Origin of the sequence: Pararhizobium sp. LjRoot255, assembly GCF_964252905.1 — a bacterium.
Taxonomy (GTDB): domain Bacteria; phylum Pseudomonadota; class Alphaproteobacteria; order Rhizobiales; family Rhizobiaceae; genus Pararhizobium.
This window is the reverse complement of the sequence record NZ_CAXUPQ020000001.1, coordinates 3,928,515-3,950,885: the sequence shown is the minus strand read 5'-3', so window position 1 is coordinate 3,950,885 and position 22,371 is coordinate 3,928,515. Positions and strand designations below refer to the sequence as shown.

Below are 22,371 nucleotides of genomic sequence, written 5' to 3'. Positions count from 1 at the left end.
ATGGCAAAGAGCAAATTTGAGCGCAACAAGCCGCACGTTAACATTGGCACGATCGGCCACGTTGACCATGGCAAGACGTCGCTGACGGCAGCGATCACGAAGTATTTCGGCGAATACAAGGCGTACGACCAGATCGACGCCGCCCCGGAAGAAAAGGCGCGCGGCATCACCATCTCGACGGCGCACGTCGAATATGAGACGCCGGCCCGTCACTATGCGCACGTTGACTGCCCCGGCCACGCCGACTACGTCAAGAACATGATCACCGGTGCTGCCCAGATGGACGGCGCGATCCTGGTCTGCTCGGCCGCCGACGGCCCGATGCCGCAGACCCGCGAGCACATCCTGCTTGCCCGTCAGGTTGGCGTTCCGGCGATCGTCGTGTTCCTGAACAAGGTCGACCAGGTCGACGACGCCGAGCTGCTCGAGCTCGTCGAACTGGAAGTGCGCGAACTGCTGTCGTCCTACGACTTCCCGGGCGACGACATCCCGATCATCAAGGGTTCGGCCCTGGCTGCTCTGGAAGATAGCGACAAGAAGATCGGCGAAGACGCGATCCGCGAGCTGATGGCTGCGGTTGACGCCTACATCCCGACGCCGGAGCGTCCGATCGACCAGCCGTTCCTGATGCCGATCGAAGACGTGTTCTCGATCTCGGGCCGTGGTACGGTTGTGACCGGCCGCGTCGAGCGTGGCGTTGTCAAGGTTGGCGAGGAAATCGAAATCGTCGGCATCCGTCCGACGACGAAGACGACCTGCACCGGCGTTGAAATGTTCCGCAAGCTGCTCGATCAGGGCCAGGCCGGCGACAACATCGGTGCGCTGCTGCGTGGCGTCACCCGTGACGGCGTCGAGCGTGGCCAGATCCTGTGCAAGCCGGGTTCGGTCAAGCCGCACAAGAAGTTCATGGCCGAAGCCTACATCCTGACGAAGGAAGAAGGCGGCCGTCATACGCCGTTCTTCACCAACTACCGTCCGCAGTTCTACTTCCGCACGACCGACGTGACCGGGATCGTGTCGCTGCCGGAAGGCACGGAAATGGTCATGCCGGGCGACAACGTCACCGTTGCCGTCGAGCTGATCGTGCCGATCGCGATGGAAGAAAAGCTGCGCTTCGCAATTCGTGAAGGCGGCCGCACCGTCGGCGCCGGCATCGTCGCTTCGATTGTTGAATAACAAATCGTAGCGCCGAGCCGTTGCGAGCCGACGGCAGCTAGGATGGCGAATTGGCGCGCAAGCGCGAATTCGCGTCGGCGCCGGCATCGTCGCTTCGATTGTTGAATAAAAAATCGTAGCGCCGAGCCGTTGCCGCCGACGGCAGGTAGGATGGCGAATTGGCGCGCAAGCGCGAATTCGCGGCGGCGCCGGTATAGTCGCATCCATCGTCGAGTAATCGCCTAAGATGACTGGATTTCTGGAAAGGCCCTGTTGGAAACAGCAGGGCCTTTTTTGCGTTATCCTCCTGCCGGTTTTTGCGGCACTGCATCAAGCTGCGGCAAGATGCCGTATGGTAACGGTTGTCCCGATTATATCTCGATCTTTCACAACGCGACAAAACTTGACTGTATCGCGGTTGAATAATCCGGCGGCTCAAATTAAGCCTTGATATGCTCGCTCCTTACTTCGGGGAAAGAAGACGTCCGAGGAGCGTGTTTGAGTTATTGTTCCGCATGCCGGGCATGCGGCCGTTTGTTGTTTACGGAGGGGAAATGGCGGATAAAGCGCGCGTATTCATTGGTTTCGACAGCAAGGAAGTCGTGGCCTATCATGTATTTTGTCAGAGCATTCTGGAAAAAAGCTCCATTCCGGTCGAGTTTATTCCGATATCGCTGAGCAACCTCGGCGGTGTTTTCACGCGTGAACGCAATCAGCTGCAGTCAACGGAGTTTTCCTTTTCGCGGTTTCTCGTTCCCTATCTCAGCAACTATGAAGGCTGGAGCCTTTTTGCCGATTGCGACATGCTGATGCGCACGGACATCGCCAAGCTCTGGGAGTTGCGCGATGACGGCTATGCCGCCATGTGCGTCAAGCACGACTATACGCCGAAGATCGAGACCAAGTTTCTGGGACAAACCCAGACCAAATACGAGAAGAAGAACTGGTCGAGCGTCATTCTTTTCAACAACGCCAAGTGCCAGTCGCTGAAGCCGGACTTCGTCAACACCGCGACAGGCTTGCAGTTACACCAGTTCAAGTGGCTCGAATCGGATGAACTGATCGGTGCCCTGCCGCAAACCTGGAACTGGCTGGTCAACGAATACGACTACAACGCAGACGCCAACCTTGTGCACTTCACCGACGGTGGTCCGTATTTCGAGGAATACAAGAACGACGATTACGCCGCGGAATGGTTCGGTGCGCGCGATCGCGTTCTCTACGTCGCACAACGCTGATCGCACGGACGATGCTATACTGAAACGCGCAATGTGCGCGTTTCAGTGGCCGAAGCTCTTGAAGCGCTTGAAGAAGCCGCGGATGCGGCGCTCGAGCTTCGTCTTCGACCAGAGCTTGGCAACCTGCCGCTCCATGCCGGTGAAGCGGTTGGCAAGGACATTGGTGGCGACGAGCGCGATCGTCGCTTCGCTGAACTCCGGGAATCGGTTGTGGATACGGGCGAACGAGCCGGCCGGTTCGCCGAGGCTTTCCTCGAAACGCCGGATGCGCCCCTTCTTGACGAAGAGCTGCAGCATGATCTGCTCGAACGTCCAGTCATGTTCCGTGTACATGCTGAACTGCAAGCCGGCGACGCCGGTAAAGCCGCAAAGGCAGACGTTGGCATGCGGCATCTTCTCCGCAAGCCAGACGGCAATGGCAAACCCTGTCGTCGGCATGCGGTTCATGGGGTAGAGCGGGCCGAACGCATAGTCGAAATCGAGCGTGTGCGGCACCAGGGTGCTTTTTCGCGGCGCCGCCACACCGGGGCCGCCTTCTGGAACCCCGCGATCGGCGATCACCCCGATTTCAGCCTTCAGGCGACGCGTAAAAAGACTGTAGGCCTTGTCGAAATGCTTCTGTGACTTCAGGAAGCGCGTACCGCCGGCGACGAGGCGATGACAGAGTACGGCGTCCTTGTCGAAAGGCCGGGGGAGGACTTTGGCGCATCCCGTGAAGAAGACGTAGAGTGTTTTGTCCGGCAAAGTGCGCGTGATCGTGTTGATATCGACGCTTTCGCTGTTGGCGATCAACGCCACCATTTCATAGTCTGAGAGAAGCGCTTCGAAATCTTCGGCTTGCATCGACATGTTCTTGTGGCCGTCCGGACTGTTATACCTAGCGCAGTACGACATAGATGACGCCGAGCCTTCCGTCATCCCTTGCAACGCAGAAATAACGTTGCGGCTTCGGAACGGACAGGGCATATCGGTTTTGACGAGGAAAGCCGCCGCCCGTGCGGGTGGCCAGCAATCGGAGGATGTCCCATGAGCAAGCGGATTCTGTTCACCGGCGGTGCGGGCAAGGCGGGGCGGCATGCCGTGCCATATCTGGTCGAGGCCGGCTACGAGGTTCATAACGTCGATCTGGTTCCGCTCGACAGCCCCGGCGTCACCAATCTCATCGCCGACATCACCGATAGCGGCCAGATGTTCAACGTCATGTCGATGCATCGGGATTTCCCGGATCTGGAACACGGGCAGGGGCCGCAGGTTTTTGATGCAGTGGTGCATTTCGCAGCCGTGCCGCGCATCTTGATCAAACCGGATAACGAGACGTTCCGCATCAACACAATGGGCACCTACAATGTCATCGAGGCGGCGGTGAAGCGCGGCATCCGCAAGATCATCGTTGCGTCCAGTGAAACCACCTATGGCGTCTGCTTCGCCGAAGGCCATCGCGATTTCCATCAGTTTCCGCTGGAGGAGGACTATGACGTCGATCCGATGGACAGTTACGGCCTGTCGAAGGTGATCAACGAAAAGACAGCGCGCGCCTTTGCCGAGCGCTCGGGTTTCGACATCTATGCTCTGCGTATCGGCAATGTAATCGAACCGCACGAATACGAGCGTTTTCCGGCTTATTTCGCCAATCCGGAAATCCGCAAGCGCATCGCCTGGAGTTATATTGATGCGCGCGATCTCGGCCAGATCGTCAAGCTCTGCATTGAGAAGGACGGCATGGGCTTCCAGGTCTTCAACGCGGCGAACGACACGGTATCGGCCGATACGCCGTCGCGCGAGCTTGCGGCGCGCTATTTCCCCAATGTGCCGTTCACGCGGGAAATCGGCGAATTCGAGGGGCTTCTGTCCAATCGCAAGATCCGCGAGGTGCTCGGGTTCAAGGAAGAGCATGACTGGCGGAAATATGTCAGCAAGTGAGCGAGGCCCGTTTGCTCGGTGAAAAAGAAAGCCGGATATCGCCGAATTCTTTCTCTTTTTCCCGTAAAGGCGCTTGTCATCGCCGGGCAAACTGAATAATAAGCCGCAGACTTACCGCAGCGCACAGGTTTTTGGCATCAGCGCTGGGATATAGGGGTATAGCTCAGTTGGTAGAGCGGCGGTCTCCAAAACCGCAGGTCGCAGGTTCGAGCCCTGCTGCCCCTGCCATTCGAACCAGCGCAACATATATGCAGCGGCGGCGTGGCGGCACATACAGGAAGAGGGCTTGCCTTTTTCCGGCTAATTTCGCAAAAAGACCGTTGACCTCTTGTGATTTATAGAATCGGTCTTTATGTAGGGTTCAAACAGACACGCGGCGCGTGGGGCTGATCGTCAGCTTTACGGGCCGTTAAGGCGTGAGCATTCAATGGCATCCAAAACAAATCCGTTTACGTTTCTGCAGCAGGTGCGCTCCGAGACGTCGAAAGTGACATGGCCTTCGCGGCGCGAGACGATGATCTCGACGCTGATGGTATTCGTCATGGTCTTCTTTGCGGCACTCTTCTTTTTTGCTGCGGACCAACTGATGGGCTGGCTGATCGGCCTCGTCCTGAATGCTGGCATCTGAACGGGTGGGGATGAATATGGCAGCGCGTTGGTACATTGTTCACGCCTACTCGAATTTCGAGAAGAAGGTTGCAGAATCGATCGAGGAGAAGGCTAAGCAGAAGGGGCTCAGCCATCTGTTTGAGAAGATTCTCGTCCCGACCGAAAAGGTTGTTGAAGTTCGTCGCGGTCGCAAGGTCGATGCCGAGCGTAAGTTCTTTCCCGGCTACGTGCTCGTGCGTGCCGATCTGACGGACGAGGCTTATCACCTCATCAAGAATACGCCGAAGGTGACCGGCTTCCTCGGGTCCGACAACAAGCCGGTTCCGATTCCGGATTTCGAGGCCGAGCGCATTCTCGGTCAGGTGCAGGACGGTGTCGATCGTCCGAAGCCTTCGATCTCGTTCGAGATCGGCGAGCAGGTTCGCGTATCCGACGGTCCGTTTGCGTCGTTCAACGGTATCGTGCAGGACGTGGACGAAGAGCGTTCGCGCCTCAAGGTCGAAGTCTCGATCTTTGGCCGTGCGACGCCGGTAGACCTTGAATACGCTCAGGTCGAGAAAGTCTGATTTCTGATTGCCGCAGCGCTGGGGTAACCGGCTGCGCGGCATTCTTTTGTTTTCCGGATATTCGTATCCGGTAAAGGCGGGGTGACCCGCAATCCGCGTGGAAGGAAACCGGTCTTAGCCGGATCGGCGTTCCGCACCACGCAACCGCAGCCGCTACTCCCTTTGACGAGGGATGGCATGAAGGACCGGGAAACCGGTCGGAACGTTTCCTGGTTCAGTCCGTCATCTGACGGCGGTGAGGCAGGAAAAACCAAAAGGCAGAGAGAAATGGCTAAGAAAGTTGCAGGCCAGCTCAAGCTTCAGGTCAAGGCAGGATCGGCAAACCCGTCCCCGCCGATCGGCCCGGCGCTTGGTCAGCGTGGCGTAAACATCATGGAATTCTGCAAGGCGTTCAATGCCGCCACGCAGGAACTCGAAAAGGGCATGCCGATCCCGGTCGTCATCACCTACTACCAGGACAAGTCCTTCACCTTCATCATGAAGCAGCCGCCGGTCAGCTACTTCCTGAAGAAGGAAGCAAAGATCTCGTCCGGCTCGAAGACGCCGGGCAAGGGTGCGACCGCAGGCAAGCTCACCAAGGCTCAGATCGAGACGATCGCCAAAGCCAAGATGAAGGACCTGAACGCAGCCGATATCGAAGGCGCAATGACCATGATCGAGGGCTCCGCCCGCGCCATGGGTCTGGAAGTGGTGGGCTAAGATCATGGTAAAGCTTGCAAAGCGTGTACAGAAGACCCGCGAAGGCATCGACCCGACGAAGCTCGTTGCTCTGCCCGAGGCAATTTCCCTGGTGAAGGCTCGTGCCATCGCCAAGTTCGACGAGACCATCGAAGTTGCGATGAACCTCGGCGTTGATCCGCGTCATGCCGACCAGATGGTCCGTGGTGTCGTCAACCTGCCGAACGGCACTGGCCGTGACGTTCGTGTCGCCGTTTTCGCCCGTGGCGCCAAGGCTGATGAAGCCAAGGCTGCTGGCGCAGATGTCGTTGGCGCGGAAGACCTGGTCGAAATCGTTCAGGGCGGCAAGATCGATTTCGATCGCTGCATCGCGACCCCGGACATGATGCCGCTCGTCGGCCGCCTCGGTAAGGTTCTCGGACCTCGCGGCATGATGCCGAACCCGAAGGTCGGGACGGTCACCATGGACGTTGCCGGTGCTGTCAAGGCATCGAAGGGCGGCGCCGTCGAATTCCGCGTCGAGAAGGCCGGTATCGTTCATGCCGGTATCGGCAAGGCTTCCTTCACCGCTTCCGCCATCGAAGAAAACATTCGCGCTTTCGCGGATGCGGTCATCAAGGCAAAGCCGGCAGGCGCCAAGGGCAACTACGTCAAGCGCGTGGCGATTTCCTCGACCATGGGCCCGGGCGTCAAGGTTGATCCTTCGTCGGTCACCGTCGCTTAGTAATTTATCCGGACTTCGGTCCGGTCCAAGATTTCCGGCCTTTCGGGGCCGGAAATTCCGGGTTCAAACCCGGAACTCCTGTCCGAGATTGCAGGTGGTTATCCCTTAATCACTTCAGCCTGCATGAGACGGGTGAGTCCCGAATTTCATTTGACGCGCGAAAGCGTGGGAATTCGGTTCGAACCTCGGCTTGCCTTGTGCCGGACCCGCTTAAAACGGGAACGCGCAGGGGACAGGATCCTCGAGCGTCGCTTGGGATCAATTCTGATCCCATGTGGCAAAGGCAAACCCGATGGGACTGCATTTCGTGGTCCCGTCAACTGGAGATAGGCAGTGGAAAGAGCGGAAAAACGCGAATTCGTCACGGAGCTGAACGAGTCCTTCAAGGGCGCCGGTTCGGTTGTCGTGGCCCACTATGCTGGTGTCACAGTCGCACAGATGAACGACTTCCGTTCGAAGATGCGCGCTGCTGGCGGCACCGTCAAAGTCGCGAAGAACCGCCTGGCCAAGATCGCCCTTCAGGGTACGGAAGCCGAAGGGATGACCAATCTCTTCAAGGGTCAGACGCTGGTTGCATTCAGCGCCGATCCGATCACGGCTCCGAAGGTTGTCATGGATTTCGCCAAGACCAACGACAAGATCGTTGTTCTGGGTGGCGCCATGGGAGCAACGACGCTCAATGCGGATGCAGTCAAGTCGCTTGCGACCCTGCCTTCGCTGGATGAACTGCGTGCGAAGCTGCTGGGCATGATCCAGACACCGGCTACCCGCATCGCAAGCGTTGTTGCAGCACCGGCAAGCCAGCTTGCCCGCGTGTTCGCGGCCTACGCCAAGAAGGACGAAGAAGCCGCATAAGGCGGTTTTTCGTTGTTTATATCTAACCAAGTTCGAACCGAACAAAAGGAACTAAAAAATGGCTGATCTCTCTAAGATCGTAGACGACCTGTCCTCGCTGACCGTTCTGGAAGCTGCAGAACTGTCGAAGCTTCTTGAAGAAAAGTGGGGCGTTTCCGCTGCTGCTCCGGTAGCAGTTGCTGCTGCTGGCGGCGCCGGTGCTGCTGCTGTTGTTGAAGAAGAAAAGACTGAATTCGACGTCATCCTCGCTGATGCCGGCGCAAACAAGATCAACGTCATCAAGGAAGTTCGCGCTATCACGGGCCTCGGCCTGAAGGAAGCCAAGGACCTCGTTGAAGCCGCTCCGAAGGCTGTCAAGGAAGCTGTTTCCAAGGCTGAAGCCGCTGATCTCAAGAAGAAGCTCGAAGACGCTGGCGCCAAGGTCGACGTCAAGTAATCGTGCCTGTTTCTAAGGAGGGGTGGCCCGTAAAGGGCCGCCTCTCTTTCATCGTTTTTTGAACGTATTACCCAAAAGCCTGTTGAAAAACGGCTTTTGGGTAATGGGTTCTTCAAAAGGATGGTCTCGATCCAAGGATAGCACAGCAATCCGCGCTGAGCGTTTTTGGAGGTTGGACGAGATTGGACAACCCATTGATTGACGGGGTCGACTGGCCATCGGTTCCCGTCCGTTGCAGGCCCGGATGCAAAATTTGAAGGAGCGACGATGGCTCAGACCCTTTCTTTCAATGGTCGTAGGCGCGTACGCAAGTTTTTTGGTAAAATTCCCGAAGTCGCAGAAATGCCGAACCTCATCGAGGTTCAGAAGGCATCCTACGACCAGTTCCTCATGGTCGACGAGCCGCAGGGCGGCCGTCCGGATGAGGGGCTTCAGTCCGTTTTCAAGTCCGTATTTCCGATCACGGATTTCTCCGGCGCTTCGATGCTCGAATTCGTTTCCTACGAGTTCGAACAGCCCAAGTTCGACGTCGAGGAATGCCGTCAACGCGACCTGACTTATGCAGCGCCCCTGAAGGTGACGCTGCGCCTCATCGTGTTTGATATCGACGAGGATACGGGCGCCAAGTCCATCAAGGACATCAAGGAACAGAACGTCTACATGGGCGACATGCCGCTCATGACCAGCAACGGCACGTTCATCGTCAACGGCACCGAGCGCGTCATCGTTTCCCAGATGCACCGTTCGCCGGGCGTGTTCTTCGATCACGACAAGGGCAAGAGCCATTCCTCGGGCAAGCTGTTGTTCGCTGCCCGCGTCATCCCGTATCGCGGCTCCTGGCTCGACATCGAATTCGATGCCAAGGACGTGGTCCACGCGCGTATCGACCGCCGCCGCAAGATCCCTGTCACGTCGCTCCTGATGGCGCTCGGCATGGACGGCGAGGAAATCCTCGAGACCTTCTACACAAAGTCGGACTACCAGCGCGACGGCAAGGGCTGGCGCATTCCATTCCAGCCGGATACGCTAAAGGGCCAGAAGGCCCTCTCCGACCTGATCGACGCCGACACCGGCGAAGTCGTGGTCGAGTCCGGCAAGAAGCTGACGCCGCGCCTGTTGAAGACGCTGAAGGAAAAGGGCCTGAAGGCCATCAAGGCCTCCGACGACGATCTCTACGGCAACTTCCTTGCTGAAGACCTCGTCAACATGTCGACGGGTGAAATCTTCCTCGAGGCCGGTGATGAAATCGACGAGAAGACGCTCGGCGTCATCCTCGCAGCCGGTTTCGACGAAATCCCGGTTCTCGACATCGACCACATCAATGTCGGTGCCTATATCCGCAACACGCTGACCGTGGACAAGAACGAGAACCGTCAGGACGCTCTGTTCGATATCTACCGCGTCATGCGTCCGGGCGAACCGCCGACCATGGATTCGGCTGAAGCCATGTTCAACACGCTGTTCTTCGATGCGGAGCGTTATGACCTCTCCGCCGTTGGCCGCGTGAAGATGAACATGCGCCTTGACCTCGATGCGGCCGACACCGTCCGTGTCCTGCGCAAGGAAGACATCCTGGCTGTCGTCAAGATGCTGGTCGACCTGCGCGACGGCAAGGGCGAGATCGACGATATCGACAACCTCGGCAACCGCCGTGTGCGTTCGGTCGGCGAACTGATGGAAAACCAGTATCGCCTCGGCTTGCTTCGCATGGAGCGCGCGATCAAGGAACGTATGTCGTCGATCGAAATCGACACCGTCATGCCGCAGGACCTGATCAACGCCAAGCCGGCTGCTGCAGCCGTCCGCGAGTTCTTCGGTTCCTCGCAGCTGTCGCAGTTCATGGACCAGGTCAACCCGCTGTCGGAAATCACCCACAAGCGCCGTCTCTCGGCTCTTGGACCGGGTGGTCTGACGCGCGAACGCGCCGGCTTCGAAGTCCGCGACGTTCACCCGACCCACTACGGCCGTATCTGCCCGATCGAAACGCCGGAAGGCCCGAACATCGGTCTGATCAACTCGCTCGCAACCTTCGCCCGTGTCAACAAGTACGGCTTCATCGAAAGCCCGTACCGCAAGATCGTCGATGGCAAGGTGACGAAGGATGTTGTCTATCTGTCGGCGATGGAAGAAGCCAAGTATCACGTGGCTCAGGCCAACTCCGAACTTGCTGCCGACCAGTCGTTCGTGGAAGAATTCGTCGTCTGCCGTCACGCCGGTGACGTCATGCTGGCTCCGCGCGACCAGATCAACCTGATGGACGTTTCGCCCAAGCAGCTCGTTTCCGTCGCGGCAGCGCTCATTCCGTTCCTCGAAAACGACGACGCCAACCGTGCTCTCATGGGCTCGAACATGCAGCGTCAGGCCGTGCCTCTGCTGCGTGCCGAAGCACCGTTCGTGGGAACCGGCATGGAGCCGGTCGTGGCGCGTGACTCCGGTGCAGCTATCGCCGCTCGCCGTGGCGGCGTCGTCGACCAGGTCGACGCGACCCGTATCGTTATCCGTGCCACGGAAGACCTCGAAGCCGGCAAGTCCGGTGTCGATATCTACCGTCTGCAGAAGTTCCAGCGTTCCAACCAGAACACCTGCGTCAATCAGCGTCCGCTGGTCACCGTTGGCGACGTTCTGAACAAGGGCGACATCATCGCTGACGGTCCGTCGACCGATCTCGGCGATCTGGCCCTCGGCCGCAACGCGCTCGTCGCGTTCATGCCCTGGAACGGCTATAACTACGAAGACTCGATCCTGCTTTCCGAGCGTATCGTTCGCGATGACGTGTTCACCTCCATCCACATCGAAGAATTCGAAGTGATGGCGCGCGACACCAAGCTCGGTCCGGAAGAAATCACCCGCGACATTCCGAACGTCTCGGAAGAAGCGCTGAAGAACCTCGATGAAGCCGGTATCGTCTACATCGGTGCGGAAGTTCAGCCGGGCGACATTCTCGTCGGCAAGATCACGCCGAAGGGCGAAAGCCCGATGACGCCGGAAGAAAAGCTTCTGCGCGCCATCTTCGGTGAAAAGGCCTCCGACGTCCGCGACACCTCGATGCGCATGCCTCCGGGCACATTCGGCACCATCGTCGAAGTCCGCGTCTTCAACCGCCATGGCGTGGAAAAAGACGAACGCGCGATGGCAATCGAGCGCGAAGAGATCGAACGTCTCGCAAAGGACCGCGACGACGAACAGGCGATCCTCGACCGCAACGTCTACTCGCGTCTTCTCGACATGCTGCGCGGCCACGTCGCGGTTGCAGGTCCGAAGGGCTTCAAGAAGGGCACCGAGCTTTCGAACGCCGTCATCTCCGAATATCCCCGCTCGCAATGGTGGATGTTCGCAGTTGAAGACGAAAAGGCTCAGGGCGAAGTCGAAGCCCTGCGTGGCCAGTACGACGAATCCAAGTCGCTGCTTGAGCACCGCTTCATGGACAAGGTCGAAAAGGTCCAGCGCGGCGATGAAATGCCTCCGGGCGTCATGAAGATGGTCAAGGTCTTCGTCGCTGTGAAGCGCAAGATCCAGCCGGGCGACAAGATGGCCGGCCGTCACGGCAACAAGGGTGTGGTTTCCCGCATCGTGCCGATCGAAGACATGCCGTTCCTGGAAGACGGCACGCATGTCGACGTCGTTCTGAACCCGCTCGGCGTGCCTTCGCGCATGAACGTCGGCCAGATCCTCGAAACCCATCTCGGCTGGGCTTGTGCCGGCATGGGCAAGAAGATCGGCGCGATGCTCGATGCCTACAAGGCGGGTGCTGACATACAGCCGCTGCGCGACACCATCGACAGTGTCATCGGGTCCGGTCCGAAGGGCGAGCCGATCAAGCAGTACGACGATGAATCGATCGTCCGCCTGGCCGAGCAGACCCGCCGCGGCGTGTCGATCGCAACGCCGGTCTTCGACGGCGCGGTGGAAGCCGACGTCAACGAGATGCTGGAGCAGGCAGGCCTGAAGGTCACCGGTCAGTCGACCTTGTATGACGGCCGTACCGGCGATCAGTTCGACCGCCAGGTCACCGTCGGCTACATCTACATGCTGAAGCTGAACCACCTTGTCGACGACAAGATCCACGCCCGTTCGATCGGTCCTTACTCGCTCGTTACCCAGCAGCCGCTGGGCGGCAAGGCGCAGTTCGGCGGTCAGCGCTTCGGGGAAATGGAAGTCTGGGCTCTGGAAGCCTACGGCGCCGCCTACACCCTGCAGGAAATGCTGACGGTGAAGTCGGACGACGTGGCCGGTCGTACCAAGGTCTACGAAGCGATCGTCCGTGGCGACGACACCTTCGAGGCAGGCATTCCGGAGAGCTTCAACGTTCTCGTCAAGGAAATGCGGTCGCTGGGTCTGTCCGTCGAGCTCGAAAACTCGAAGCTCGAAGAGCTGCAGGCGACGCAACTGCCGGACGCCGCCGAGTAAGTCATCATCAAGGTGCGTGCCGCTGTCCAAGCGGCGCGCACCGTTTCCGCCCGATCCCGCGCTTAAGGGGTAGGGCAGGAAATGCGGCCGCATAAAATGCGGTTTTATCATTTTCAGGCTGCGGTCCGGCGCCCGGGATTTGCCGGAACCGTCCAGCCAAGAAGAGGGCGATACGCCCACGAAGGAGATAGGCATGAACCAAGAGGTCATGAATCTTTTCAATCCGCAGGTGCCTGCACAGACTTTCGATTCCATCCGGATCTCGATTGCCTCGCCGGAGAAGATCCTCTCCTGGTCTTACGGTGAGATCAAGAAGCCGGAGACGATCAACTACCGGACGTTCAAGCCGGAACGCGACGGCCTTTTCTGCGCGCGCATCTTTGGCCCAATCAAGGACTATGAGTGTCTGTGCGGCAAGTACAAGCGCATGAAGTACAAGGGCATCATCTGCGAAAAGTGCGGCGTCGAGGTCACGCTGTCGCGCGTTCGCCGTGAGCGCATGGGTCATATCGAGCTCGCCGCTCCCGTTGCCCACATCTGGTTCCTGAAGTCCCTGCCGAGCCGCATCGCAACGCTGCTCGACATGACGCTGAAGGATATCGAGCGCGTCCTCTATTTCGAAAACTACATCGTCACCGAGCCGGGCCTGACGTCCCTCAAGGAAAACCAGCTCCTCTCGGAAGAAGAGTACATGATCGCCGTCGACGAGTTCGGCGAAGATCAGTTCACGGCGATGATCGGCGCGGAAGCCATCTACGAGATGCTCGCTTCGATGAACCTCGACAAGATCGCCGGCGATCTGCGTTCGGAAATGGCTGACACCACGTCCGAGCTGAAGCAGAAGAAGCTGATGAAGCGCTTGAAGATCGTCGAGAACTTCATGGACTCCGGCAACCGTCCGGAATGGATGATCATGAAGGTCGTCCCGGTGATCCCGCCGGACCTGCGTCCGCTGGTTCCCCTGGATGGTGGACGTTTCGCGACGTCCGACCTCAACGATCTCTATCGCCGTGTTATCAACCGTAACAACCGTCTGAAGCGCCTGATCGAGCTTCGTGCGCCGGGCATCATCATCCGCAACGAAAAGCGCATGCTGCAGGAATCTGTGGATGCGCTGTTCGACAACGGCCGCCGCGGCCGCGTCATCACCGGTGCCAACAAGCGTCCGCTGAAGTCGCTGTCCGACATGCTCAAGGGCAAGCAGGGCCGCTTCCGTCAGAACCTGCTCGGCAAGCGCGTCGACTATTCCGGCCGCTCGGTTATCGTGACCGGCCCGGAACTGAAGCTGCACCAGTGCGGCCTGCCGAAGAAGATGGCGCTCGAACTGTTCAAGCCGTTCATCTACGCCCGTCTCGACGCCAAGGGTTACTCCTCGACCGTCAAGCAGGCGAAGAAGCTGGTTGAGAAGGAAAAGCCGGAAGTCTGGGATATCCTCGACGAAGTCATCCGCGAACATCCGGTTCTCCTGAACCGCGCGCCGACGCTGCACCGCCTGGGCATCCAGGCCTTTGAACCCACCCTGGTCGAAGGCAAGGCGATCCAGCTGCATCCGCTCGTCTGCACAGCGTTCAACGCCGACTTCGACGGTGACCAGATGGCTGTTCACGTTCCGCTGTCGCTCGAAGCGCAGCTGGAAGCCCGCGTGCTGATGATGTCGACCAACAACATCCTGCATCCGGCCAACGGTGCACCGATCATCGTTCCGTCGCAGGACATGGTTCTCGGCCTCTACTACCTGTCGATCATGAACCAGAACGAGCCGGGCGAAGGCATGGCCTTCTCCGATCTCGGCGAACTGCATCACGCGCTTGAAACCAAGGCCGTGACGCTGCATGCCAAGATCCGCGGCCGCTTCAAGACTGTCGATGCCGAAGGCAAGCCGGTTTCGAAGATCTTCGAAACGACGCCGGGCCGTATGCTCATCGGCGAACTTCTGCCGAAGAACGTCAATGTGCCGTTCGACGTCTGCAACCAGGAACTGACCAAGAAGAACATCTCCAAGATGATCGACACGGTCTACCGTCATTGCGGCCAGAAGGACACGGTGATTTTCTGCGACCGTATCATGCAGCTCGGCTTCGCCCATGCCTGCCGCGCCGGCATTTCGTTCGGCAAGGACGACATGGTCATTCCGGACACCAAGGCCAAGATCGTTGGTGACACCGAAAGCCTGGTGAAGGAATACGAGCAGCAGTACAATGATGGCCTCATCACCCAGGGCGAAAAGTACAACAAGGTTGTCGACGCCTGGGGCAAGGCGACTGAAAAGGTCGCCGACGAGATGATGGCACGCATCAAGGCGGTGGAATTCGACGACAACGGCCGTCAGAAGCCGATGAACTCGATCTACATGATGTCGCACTCCGGCGCCCGTGGTTCTCCGAACCAGATGCGCCAGCTGGGCGGCATGCGCGGCCTGATGGCCAAGCCTTCGGGCGAAATCATCGAGACGCCGATCATCTCGAACTTCAAGGAAGGCCTGACCGTTAACGAGTACTTCAACTCGACCCACGGTGCCCGTAAGGGCCTCGCAGACACCGCCTTGAAGACCGCGAACTCGGGCTACCTGACCCGCCGTCTCGTCGACGTCGCGCAGGATTGCATCGTCAACTCGGTGGATTGCGGTACCGACAAGGGCCTGACCATGACGGCCATCGTCGATGCCGGTCAGGTCGTTGCCTCGCTCGGTGCTCGCGTTCTCGGCCGCACGGCGCTTGACAACATCGACCATCCGGTCACCGGTGAGCGTATCGTCGATGCCGGCAAGATGATCCTTGAAGCCGACGTCGTCGAAATCGAAAAGGCCGGCATCCAGTCGATCCGCATCCGTTCAGCGCTGACCTGCGAAATCCAGACCGGCGTCTGCGGCGTCTGCTACGGCCGTGACCTGGCTCGTGGCACGCCTGTCAACATGGGTGAAGCTGTCGGCGTCATCGCCGCTCAGTCGATCGGCGAGCCGGGCACTCAGCTCACCATGCGTACGTTCCACCTTGGTGGCACGGCGACCGTGGTCGACCAGTCGTTCCTCGAAGCGTCGTATGAAGGCACGGTTCAGATCAAGAACCGCAACATGTTGCGCAACTCGGAGAACGTGCTCGTCGCGATGGGTCGCAATATGGCGATCCAGATCCTCGACGAACGTGGTGTCGAACGCTCCTCGCAGCGCGTTGCCTACGGTTCGAAGATCTATGTCGATGACGGCGACAAGGTGAAGCGCGGCCAGCGTCTCGCCGAGTGGGACCCCTACACGCGTCCGATGATGACGGAAGTCGAAGGTACGGTTCATTTCGAAGATATCGTCGACGGTATCTCCGTTCTGGAAGCAACCGACGAAGCGACCGGCATCACCAAGCGTCAGGTTATCGACTGGCGTTCGACGCCGCGCGGTATCGACCTGAAGCCCGCGATCGTCATCAAGGACAAGAATGGCGCGGTTGCCAAGCTTGCCCGTGGCGGCGAAGCTCGCTTCATGTTGTCGGTCGACGCCATTCTGTCGGTCGAGCCGGGCACGAAGGTCTCCCAGGGTGACGTGCTTGCACGTTCGCCGCTGGAAAGCGCCAAGACGAAGGACATCACCGGCGGTCTGCCGCGCGTTGCCGAACTCTTCGAAGCGCGTCGTCCGAAGGATCACGCGATCATCGCCGAAATCGATGGCACGATCCGCTTCGGCCGCGACTACAAGAACAAGCGCCGCGTGCTGATCGAGCCTGCGGAAGACGGTGTGGAGCCGGTCGAATACCTGATCCCGAAGGGCAAGCCCTTCCATCTTCAGGATGGCGACTATATCGAAAAGGGTGACTACATCCTCGACGGTAACCCGGCACCGCACGACATCCTGGCGATCAAGGGCGTGGAAGCACTCGCTTCCTACCTGGTCAACGAAATCCAGGAAGTCTACCGTCTGCAGGGCGTTGTGATCAACGACAAGCACATCGAGGTGATCGTTCGCCAGATGCTGCAGAAGGTTGAAGTCACCGACGCCGGTGACTCGACCTATATCGTTGGCGACAGCGTCGACCGCATCGAGCTGGAAGACGTCAACGATCAGCTGATCGAACAGGGCAAGAAGCCGGCTTACGGCGATCCGGTCCTGCTCGGCATCACCAAGGCATCGCTGCAGACGCCGTCCTTCATCTCGGCCGCTTCCTTCCAGGAAACGACGAAGGTGCTGACGGAAGCCGCGATTGCCGGCAAGACCGACGGCCTGCAGGGTCTGAAGGAAAACGTCATCGTCGGCCGTCTGATCCCGGCCGGTACCGGTGGCACCATGACCCAGATCCGCCGTATTGCGACGGCTCGCGACGAGATGATCCTCGAGGAGCGCCGCAAGGGAACCGGAGCGGAGGCCGCAACGCCGATGCTCGCCGACATGGCGGCCAAGGAAGATGCCGCGGCCGAATAGGGCCGAAAGGCGAGGGCGGTTCTGCCGCCCTTTCCGACCCAATTGAAAAAGCCGCCCGGAGCGATCCGGGCGGCTTTTTTATCTGGCGATCATCGCGAGACGCATGGTCCATGCCGTAACCGAGCCTCAGAACGGCCGGCATCGATCCGGAACGGGTTGATCAGCCGTCCAAGGACGCTCAGCCGAACTTGATGATCGCCACTTCGCCTGACAGCGCGCCCTGATAGGCCGAGGCATGCGGTTCGTCGTCGGGAATGTCGGTGAGAGTGCCGATCTGATCGAGGTCGGCCTCGAGGAAACCTTCTTCAGCAAGCGCGTTCAAAGCTTCGCGCACTGCGGTGTCGTCGTCCGGCGCGCGCAGCATGACATGGATATCGATGCCCTCGTCGTCGCCATCCTGCTCATAGGCCTTGCCGATGATGATGAAGATCATCGGGCCGTCGAGGTTGTTGTCGTTGTCGGGGATGGCAGTCATGGTCATGTCCTTGTTCGAAAGATGTGTGATCGACCTTACCGCGTATTGCCGCGCTGTGCGCCCTAAAAAACAAATCATCCAAGACGAATCGGGCGACCGATTCTGTCCTTTCGACTGGATTGTCAAATTGCTTTATGATTCTTTAAGTTGAGCGGAGTGCAGCGGCTATTCAGCCCTGCCGGATGGTTGGCCAGGGCAGGTTCGGTCGCAAAAGCCTTGTTTTGCAGGCATGTCGGCTGTGCGCGGGCAAGAATATTTGTTAATTCCCCTTGACGGGACACCCTGAAATCAGTACACCCCGCCCCATCGGAGCCTATGTGAGGCTGGCTGGTTCGGAACGTCTCGTTCTGGAGTTCGCCTCAAACAAGGTTCGAAACGCACGCTGAAGAACAAAATGCTGCATGCAAGACGCTGAAAACATTGCGTCCTCTGCTTTTTTGCGGGCCATCTGCCGAGAGGCGGATCGGTCCTCGTTTTGCGCATTTATCAAGCGTTCGAAACCGCCGGCGACGGCATCGATCCGCCCGCAAGGGTAATGAGACAGATTTTGTAAGGGATGGTTATATGCCTACCGTAAACCAGCTGATCCGTAAGCCGCGTCAGGCACAGGTAAAGCGCAACAAGGTTCCTGCTCTGCAGGAAAACCCGCAGAAGCGCGGCGTTTGCACCCGCGTCTACACGACGACCCCGAAGAAGCCGAACTCGGCTCTGCGTAAGGTTGCCAAGATTCGCCTGACCAACGGCTTCGAAGTCATCGGCTATATTCCGGGTGAAGGCCACAACCTTCAGGAACACTCCGTTGTCATGATCCGCGGCGGCCGCGTCAAGGACTTGCCGGGCGTTCGCTACCACATCATCCGTGGTGTTCTCGATACCCAGGGTGTCAAGAACCGCAAGCAGCGCCGCTCCAAGTATGGTGCGAAGCGTCCGAAGTAATTCGGTTTTCCAAGAATTCGGCGCTGCGCGAGGTTCTCCGCGTGTTAAGGCGCCCGTTAACAGTTGAGAGACAAAACGTATGTCCCGTCGTCATAGTGCAGAAAAGCGCGAGATCAATCCGGACCCGAAGTTCGGCGATCTGGTCGTCACCAAGTTCATGAATGCCATCATGCTTCATGGTAAGAAGTCGGTCGCTGAAAACATCGTTTACGGTGCCTTCGATCTGGTGCAGGGCAAGCTGAAGCAGGAGCCGGTCACCGTGTTCCATTCGGCCCTCGACAACATCGCGCCGCACGTCGAAGTCCGTTCGCGTCGCGTCGGTGGTGCTACCTACCAGGTTCCGGTCGATGTTCGCCCCGAGCGCCGTCAGGCTCTTGCCATCCGCTGGCTGATCGCTGCTGCCCGCAAGCGCAACGAGACCACCATGATCGATCGCCTCTGCGGCGAACTCATGGATGCTGCGAACAACCGGGGCAGCGCCGTCAAGAAGCGCGAAGACACGCACAAGATGGCTGACGCGAACCGCGCATTCTCGCATTACCGCTGGTAATCGACGAACAATTTCGAAAGGCAGTCATTATGGCTCGCGAATATAAGATCGAAGACTACCGCAATTTCGGTATCATGGCGCACATCGACGCCGGCAAGACCACGACGACTGAGCGCATCCTGTACTACACGGGCAAGTCGCACAAGATCGGCGAAGTCCATGACGGCGCTGCCACCATGGACTGGATGGAGCAGGAGCAGGAACGCGGCATCACCATCACGTCCGCTGCGACGACGACCTTCTGGAAGGGCCGTGACGGCAAGATGCGCCGCTTCAACATCATCGACACCCCCGGCCACGTCGACTTCACCATCGAAGTCGAGCGTTCGCTGCGCGTTCTCGACGGTGCGATTGCTCTTCTCGATGCCAACGCCGGTGTTGAGCCGCAGACGGAAACCGTCTGGCGTCAGGCCGAGAAGTACAACGTTCCGCGGATGATCTTCTGCAACAAGATGGACAAGACCGGCGCCGATTTCTATCGCTCGGTTTCGATGATCAAGTCGCGTCTCGGCGCGATCCCGGTCGTCATGCAGCTGCCGATCGGCGCTGAGACGGAATTCAAGGGCGTCATCGATCTGATCGAGATGAACGCTCTCATCTGGCGCGACGAGTCGCTCGGCGCACAGTGGGATGTTGTCGAAATCCCGGACGACATGAAGGAAAAGGCCGCTGAATATCGCGAGCTCCTCATCGAGACCGTCGTCGACATCGACGAAGCCGCGATGGAAAACTACCTGAACGGCGTCATGCCGGACAACGAGCAGATCCGTGCGCTGGTTCGCCGCGGCACCATCGACGTGAAGTTTCATCCGATGTTCTGCGGTACAGCGTTCAAGAACAAGGGCGTTCAGCCTCTGCTCGACGCCGTTGTCGAATACCTGCCGTCGCCGCTCGACATTCCGTCGATCAAGGGCATCGACGTCAAGACCGAAGCCGAAATCGAGCGTCATCCGTCCGATGACGAGCCGCTTTCGATGCTCGCCTTCAAGATCATGAACGACCCCTTCGTCGGTTCGCTCACCTTCGCCCGCATCTATTCCGGCAAGCTCGAAAAGGGCACGTCGGTCATGAACACGGTCAAGGAAAAGCGCGAGCGCGTTGGCCGTATGCTGCAGATGCATTCCAACTCCCGTGAAGACATCGACGAAGCCTTTGCCGGCGACATCGTTGCTCTCGCCGGCCTCAAGGAAACCACCACCGGCGACACGCTCTGCGATCCGCTGAAGCAGGTTATCCTCGAGCGCATGGAATTCCCCGAGCCGGTCATCCAGATCGCCATCGAGCCGAAGACCAAGGGCGACCAGGAAAAGATGGGCCTCGCGCTCAACCGCCTGGCTGCTGAAGATCCTTCGTTCCGCGTCAAGACGGACGAAGAATCCGGTCAGACGATCATCGCCGGCATGGGTGAACTTCACCTCGACATCCTCGTCGACCGCATGCGCCGCGAATTCAAGGTTGAAGCCACCGTCGGCGCGCCGCAGGTTGCCTACCGTGAATCGATCACGCGCAAGCACGAAGAAGACTACACGCACAAGAAGCAGTCCGGTGGTACCGGCCAGTTCGCGCGCGTCAAGATCGTCTTCGAACCGAATGAAGAAGGCGACGACTTCAAGTTCGAGTCCAAGATCGTTGGTGGTTCCATTCCGAAGGAATACATCCCCGGCGTTCAGAAGGGCATCGAAAGCGTTCTGTCTTCCGGCCCGCTGGCTGGCTTCCCGATGCTCGGCGTCAAGGCGACGCTCATTGACGGTGCCTTCCATGACGTCGACTCCTCGGTCCTCGCCTTCGAAATCGCCTCCCGCGCTTGCTTCCGTGAAGCAGCAAAGAAGGCCGGCGCACAGCTGCTCGAGCCGATGATGAAGGTCGAAGTCGTGACCCCGGAAGATTACGTCGGTGACGTTATCGGCGATCTGAACTCGCGTCGCGGTCAGATCCAGGGCCAGGAATCGCGCGGCATCGCCGTCGTGATCAACGCCAACGTGCCGCTGGCCAACATGTTCAAGTACGTGGACAACCTGCGCTCGATGAGCCAGGGCCGCGCACAGTACACGATGACCTTCGATCACTATGCGCCGGTTCCTTCGAACGTGGCACAGGAAATCCAGGCAAAGTATTCCGGTCAGAAGTGATCGGACTACCTTCAGCCATCTGACAGAAACAAGAGAATTACCCCTTGATTGGGGTCAGAAAACGGAGAGCCGGAAATGGCAAAGAGCAAATTTGAGCGCAACAAGCCGCACGTTAACATTGGCACGATCGGCCACGTTGACCATGGCAAGACGTCGCTGACGGCAGCGATCACGAAGTATTTCGGCGAATACAAGGCGTACGACCAGATCGACGCCGCCCCGGAAGAAAAGGCGCGCGGCATCACCATCTCGACGGCGCACGTCGAATATGAGACGCCGGCCCGTCACTATGCGCACGTTGACTGCCCCGGCCACGCCGACTACGTCAAGAACATGATCACCGGTGCTGCCCAGATGGACGGCGCGATCCTGGTCTGCTCGGCCGCCGACGGCCCGATGCCGCAGACCCGCGAGCACATCCTGCTTGCCCGTCAGGTTGGCGTTCCGGCGATCGTCGTGTTCCTGAACAAGGTCGACCAGGTCGACGACGCCGAGCTGCTCGAGCTCGTCGAACTGGAAGTGCGCGAACTGCTGTCGTCCTACGACTTCCCGGGCGACGACATCCCGATCATCAAGGGTTCGGCCCTGGCTGCTCTGGAAGATAGCGACAAGAAGATCGGCGAAGACGCGATCCGCGAGCTGATGGCTGCGGTTGACGCCTACATCCCGACGCCGGAGCGTCCGATCGACCAGCCGTTCCTGATGCCGATCGAAGACGTGTTCTCGATCTCGGGCCGTGGTACGGTTGTGACCGGCCGCGTCGAGCGTGGCGTTGTCAAGGTTGGCGAGGAAATCGAAATCGTCGGCATCCGTCCGACGACGAAGACGACCTGCACCGGCGTTGAAATGTTCCGCAAGCTGCTCGATCAGGGCCAGGCCGGCGACAACATCGGTGCGCTGCTGCGTGGCGTCACCCGTGACGGCGTCGAGCGTGGCCAGATCCTGTGCAAGCCGGGTTCGGTCAAGCCGCACAAGAAGTTCATGGCCGAAGCCTACATCCTGACGAAGGAAGAAGGCGGCCGTCATACGCCGTTCTTCACCAACTACCGTCCGCAGTTCTACTTCCGCACGACCGACGTGACCGGGATCGTGTCGCTGCCGGAAGGCACGGAAATGGTCATGCCGGGCGACAACGTCACCGTTGCCGTCGAGCTGATCGTGCCGATCGCGATGGAAGAAAAGCTGCGCTTCGCAATTCGTGAAGGCGGCCGCACCGTCGGCGCCGGCATCGTCGCGAGCATCGTCGAGTAAAAACTCGGTTGGAAGCGGCGCGCCATAGGCGCCGCTTCCT

At 59.1% G+C, this 22,371-nt stretch carries 17 protein-coding genes and 1 tRNA gene; 16 read left to right on the top strand and 2 right to left on the bottom strand.

The features are described 5' to 3' along the window. Positions 1 to 1,176, top strand: a 1,176-nt coding sequence (gene tuf, locus ACSQ2W_RS18975; RefSeq protein WP_436087616.1) for an elongation factor Tu, incomplete at its 5' end; no start/stop codon positions are given. A gap of 533 nt (positions 1,177 to 1,709) precedes the next feature. Next, positions 1,710 to 2,393: a glycosyltransferase gene (locus tag ACSQ2W_RS18970; protein WP_436087625.1), complete on the top strand. Its 684-nt coding sequence runs from the start codon at positions 1,710 to 1,712 to the stop codon at positions 2,391 to 2,393. A 42-nt stretch (positions 2,394 to 2,435) separates the two neighbouring features. Here the strand turns inward: ACSQ2W_RS18970 and ACSQ2W_RS18965 are convergent, their stop codons facing one another. Beyond that, positions 2,436 to 3,236 carry a hypothetical protein gene (locus tag ACSQ2W_RS18965; protein WP_436087624.1) on the bottom strand — a complete coding sequence of 267 codons (801 nt, stop codon included), beginning with the start codon at positions 3,234 to 3,236 and terminating at the stop codon, positions 2,436 to 2,438. Positions 3,237 to 3,419: 183 nt separating this feature from the next. On the opposite strand from ACSQ2W_RS18965, the gene ACSQ2W_RS18960 reads away from it, so the two are divergent. The 10 genes from ACSQ2W_RS18960 to rpoC all read left to right on the top strand — a co-directional run bounded on the left by ACSQ2W_RS18960 (position 3,420) and on the right by rpoC (position 16,990). Beyond that, positions 3,420 to 4,313: an NAD-dependent epimerase/dehydratase family protein gene (locus ACSQ2W_RS18960; protein ID WP_436087623.1), complete on the top strand. Its 894-nt coding sequence runs from the start codon at positions 3,420 to 3,422 to the stop codon at positions 4,311 to 4,313. Positions 4,314 to 4,465: 152 nt separating this feature from the next. Further along, a tRNA-Trp gene (locus ACSQ2W_RS18955) sits at positions 4,466 to 4,541 on the top strand. A gap of 199 nt (positions 4,542 to 4,740) precedes the next feature. Further along, the gene (gene secE, locus ACSQ2W_RS18950) at positions 4,741 to 4,941 is read left to right on the top strand and encodes a preprotein translocase subunit SecE (protein ID WP_436087622.1); all 201 of its coding nucleotides are present in this window, start codon (positions 4,741 to 4,743) and stop codon (positions 4,939 to 4,941) included. Positions 4,942 to 4,957: 16 nt separating this feature from the next. Beyond that, the gene (gene nusG / locus ACSQ2W_RS18945; RefSeq protein WP_436081669.1) at positions 4,958 to 5,488 is read left to right on the top strand and encodes a transcription termination/antitermination protein NusG; all 531 of its coding nucleotides are present in this window, start codon (positions 4,958 to 4,960) and stop codon (positions 5,486 to 5,488) included. Between the two features lie 267 nt (positions 5,489 to 5,755). After that, complete coding sequence (rplK, locus tag ACSQ2W_RS18940; RefSeq protein WP_037133858.1) at positions 5,756 to 6,187, top strand: 50S ribosomal protein L11; 432 nt, start codon at positions 5,756 to 5,758, stop codon at positions 6,185 to 6,187. Positions 6,188 to 6,191: 4 nt separating this feature from the next. After that, positions 6,192 to 6,890: a 50S ribosomal protein L1 gene (gene rplA / locus ACSQ2W_RS18935; RefSeq protein WP_436087621.1), complete on the top strand. Its 699-nt coding sequence runs from the start codon at positions 6,192 to 6,194 to the stop codon at positions 6,888 to 6,890. Positions 6,891 to 7,223: 333 nt separating this feature from the next. Then, a complete protein-coding gene (gene rplJ, locus ACSQ2W_RS18930; protein ID WP_113004440.1) occupies positions 7,224 to 7,745 on the top strand; it encodes a 50S ribosomal protein L10 in 522 nt (173 codons plus the stop codon). Positions 7,746 to 7,803: 58 nt separating this feature from the next. Next, on the top strand, positions 7,804 to 8,181 hold the full coding sequence (gene rplL / locus ACSQ2W_RS18925; RefSeq protein WP_436087620.1) for a 50S ribosomal protein L7/L12: 378 nt from the start codon (positions 7,804 to 7,806) through the stop codon (positions 8,179 to 8,181). Positions 8,182 to 8,448: 267 nt separating this feature from the next. After that, complete coding sequence (gene rpoB, locus ACSQ2W_RS18920; protein ID WP_436087619.1) at positions 8,449 to 12,588, top strand: DNA-directed RNA polymerase subunit beta; 4,140 nt, start codon at positions 8,449 to 8,451, stop codon at positions 12,586 to 12,588. Positions 12,589 to 12,781: 193 nt separating this feature from the next. Continuing rightward, positions 12,782 to 16,990 carry a DNA-directed RNA polymerase subunit beta' gene (gene rpoC, locus ACSQ2W_RS18915; protein WP_436087618.1) on the top strand — a complete coding sequence of 1,403 codons (4,209 nt, stop codon included), beginning with the start codon at positions 12,782 to 12,784 and terminating at the stop codon, positions 16,988 to 16,990. Between the two features lie 178 nt (positions 16,991 to 17,168). On the opposite strand, the gene ACSQ2W_RS18910 is transcribed toward rpoC, so the two are convergent. After that, entirely contained in the window at positions 17,169 to 17,465 is a 297-nt protein-coding gene (locus ACSQ2W_RS18910; protein WP_037133873.1) for a hypothetical protein, read from the bottom strand. A gap of 564 nt (positions 17,466 to 18,029) precedes the next feature. On the opposite strand from ACSQ2W_RS18910, the gene rpsL reads away from it, so the two are divergent. From rpsL to tuf (ACSQ2W_RS18890), 4 genes are all read left to right on the top strand, one after another. Further along, entirely contained in the window at positions 18,030 to 18,401 is a 372-nt protein-coding gene (gene rpsL / locus ACSQ2W_RS18905) for a 30S ribosomal protein S12 (RefSeq protein ID WP_003507760.1), read from the top strand. 79 nt (positions 18,402 to 18,480) lie between these two features. Further along, positions 18,481 to 18,951 (top strand): 30S ribosomal protein S7, encoded by a 471-nt coding sequence (rpsG, locus tag ACSQ2W_RS18900; RefSeq protein WP_037133877.1) that lies wholly within the window; start codon positions 18,481 to 18,483, stop codon positions 18,949 to 18,951. Positions 18,952 to 18,980: 29 nt separating this feature from the next. Then, positions 18,981 to 21,080 (top strand): elongation factor G, encoded by a 2,100-nt coding sequence (fusA, locus tag ACSQ2W_RS18895; protein WP_436087617.1) that lies wholly within the window; start codon positions 18,981 to 18,983, stop codon positions 21,078 to 21,080. Positions 21,081 to 21,155: 75 nt separating this feature from the next. Continuing rightward, positions 21,156 to 22,331 carry an elongation factor Tu gene (tuf, locus tag ACSQ2W_RS18890; RefSeq protein ID WP_436087616.1) on the top strand — a complete coding sequence of 392 codons (1,176 nt, stop codon included), beginning with the start codon at positions 21,156 to 21,158 and terminating at the stop codon, positions 22,329 to 22,331. The last annotated feature ends 40 nt before the right edge of the window (positions 22,332 to 22,371 follow it).

Excerpts from the sequence above, each read along its gene's own strand:
- rplL (WP_436087620.1), top strand. The coding sequence starts at position 7,804 with ATGGCTGATCTCTCTAAGATCGTAGACGACCTGTCCTCGCTGACCGTT.
- rpoC (WP_436087618.1), top strand. The coding sequence starts at position 12,782 with ATGAACCAAGAGGTCATGAATCTTTTCAATCCGCAGGTGCCTGCACAG.
- ACSQ2W_RS18910 (WP_037133873.1), bottom strand. The coding sequence starts at position 17,465 with ATGACTGCCATCCCCGACAACGACAACAACCTCGACGGCCCGATGATC.
- rpsL (WP_003507760.1), top strand. The coding sequence starts at position 18,030 with ATGCCTACCGTAAACCAGCTGATCCGTAAGCCGCGTCAGGCACAGGTA.
- ACSQ2W_RS18965 (WP_436087624.1), bottom strand. The coding sequence starts at position 3,236 with ATGCAAGCCGAAGATTTCGAAGCGCTTCTCTCAGACTATGAAATGGTG.
- ACSQ2W_RS18960 (WP_436087623.1), top strand. The coding sequence starts at position 3,420 with ATGAGCAAGCGGATTCTGTTCACCGGCGGTGCGGGCAAGGCGGGGCGG.
- ACSQ2W_RS18970 (WP_436087625.1), top strand. The coding sequence starts at position 1,710 with ATGGCGGATAAAGCGCGCGTATTCATTGGTTTCGACAGCAAGGAAGTC.
- rpoB (WP_436087619.1), top strand. The coding sequence starts at position 8,449 with ATGGCTCAGACCCTTTCTTTCAATGGTCGTAGGCGCGTACGCAAGTTT.
- tuf (WP_436087616.1), top strand. The coding sequence starts at position 21,156 with ATGGCAAAGAGCAAATTTGAGCGCAACAAGCCGCACGTTAACATTGGC.
- nusG (WP_436081669.1), top strand. The coding sequence starts at position 4,958 with ATGGCAGCGCGTTGGTACATTGTTCACGCCTACTCGAATTTCGAGAAG.
- rpsG (WP_037133877.1), top strand. The coding sequence starts at position 18,481 with ATGTCCCGTCGTCATAGTGCAGAAAAGCGCGAGATCAATCCGGACCCG.
- secE (WP_436087622.1), top strand. The coding sequence starts at position 4,741 with ATGGCATCCAAAACAAATCCGTTTACGTTTCTGCAGCAGGTGCGCTCC.
- rplA (WP_436087621.1), top strand. The coding sequence starts at position 6,192 with ATGGTAAAGCTTGCAAAGCGTGTACAGAAGACCCGCGAAGGCATCGAC.
- fusA (WP_436087617.1), top strand. The coding sequence starts at position 18,981 with ATGGCTCGCGAATATAAGATCGAAGACTACCGCAATTTCGGTATCATG.
- rplK (WP_037133858.1), top strand. The coding sequence starts at position 5,756 with ATGGCTAAGAAAGTTGCAGGCCAGCTCAAGCTTCAGGTCAAGGCAGGA.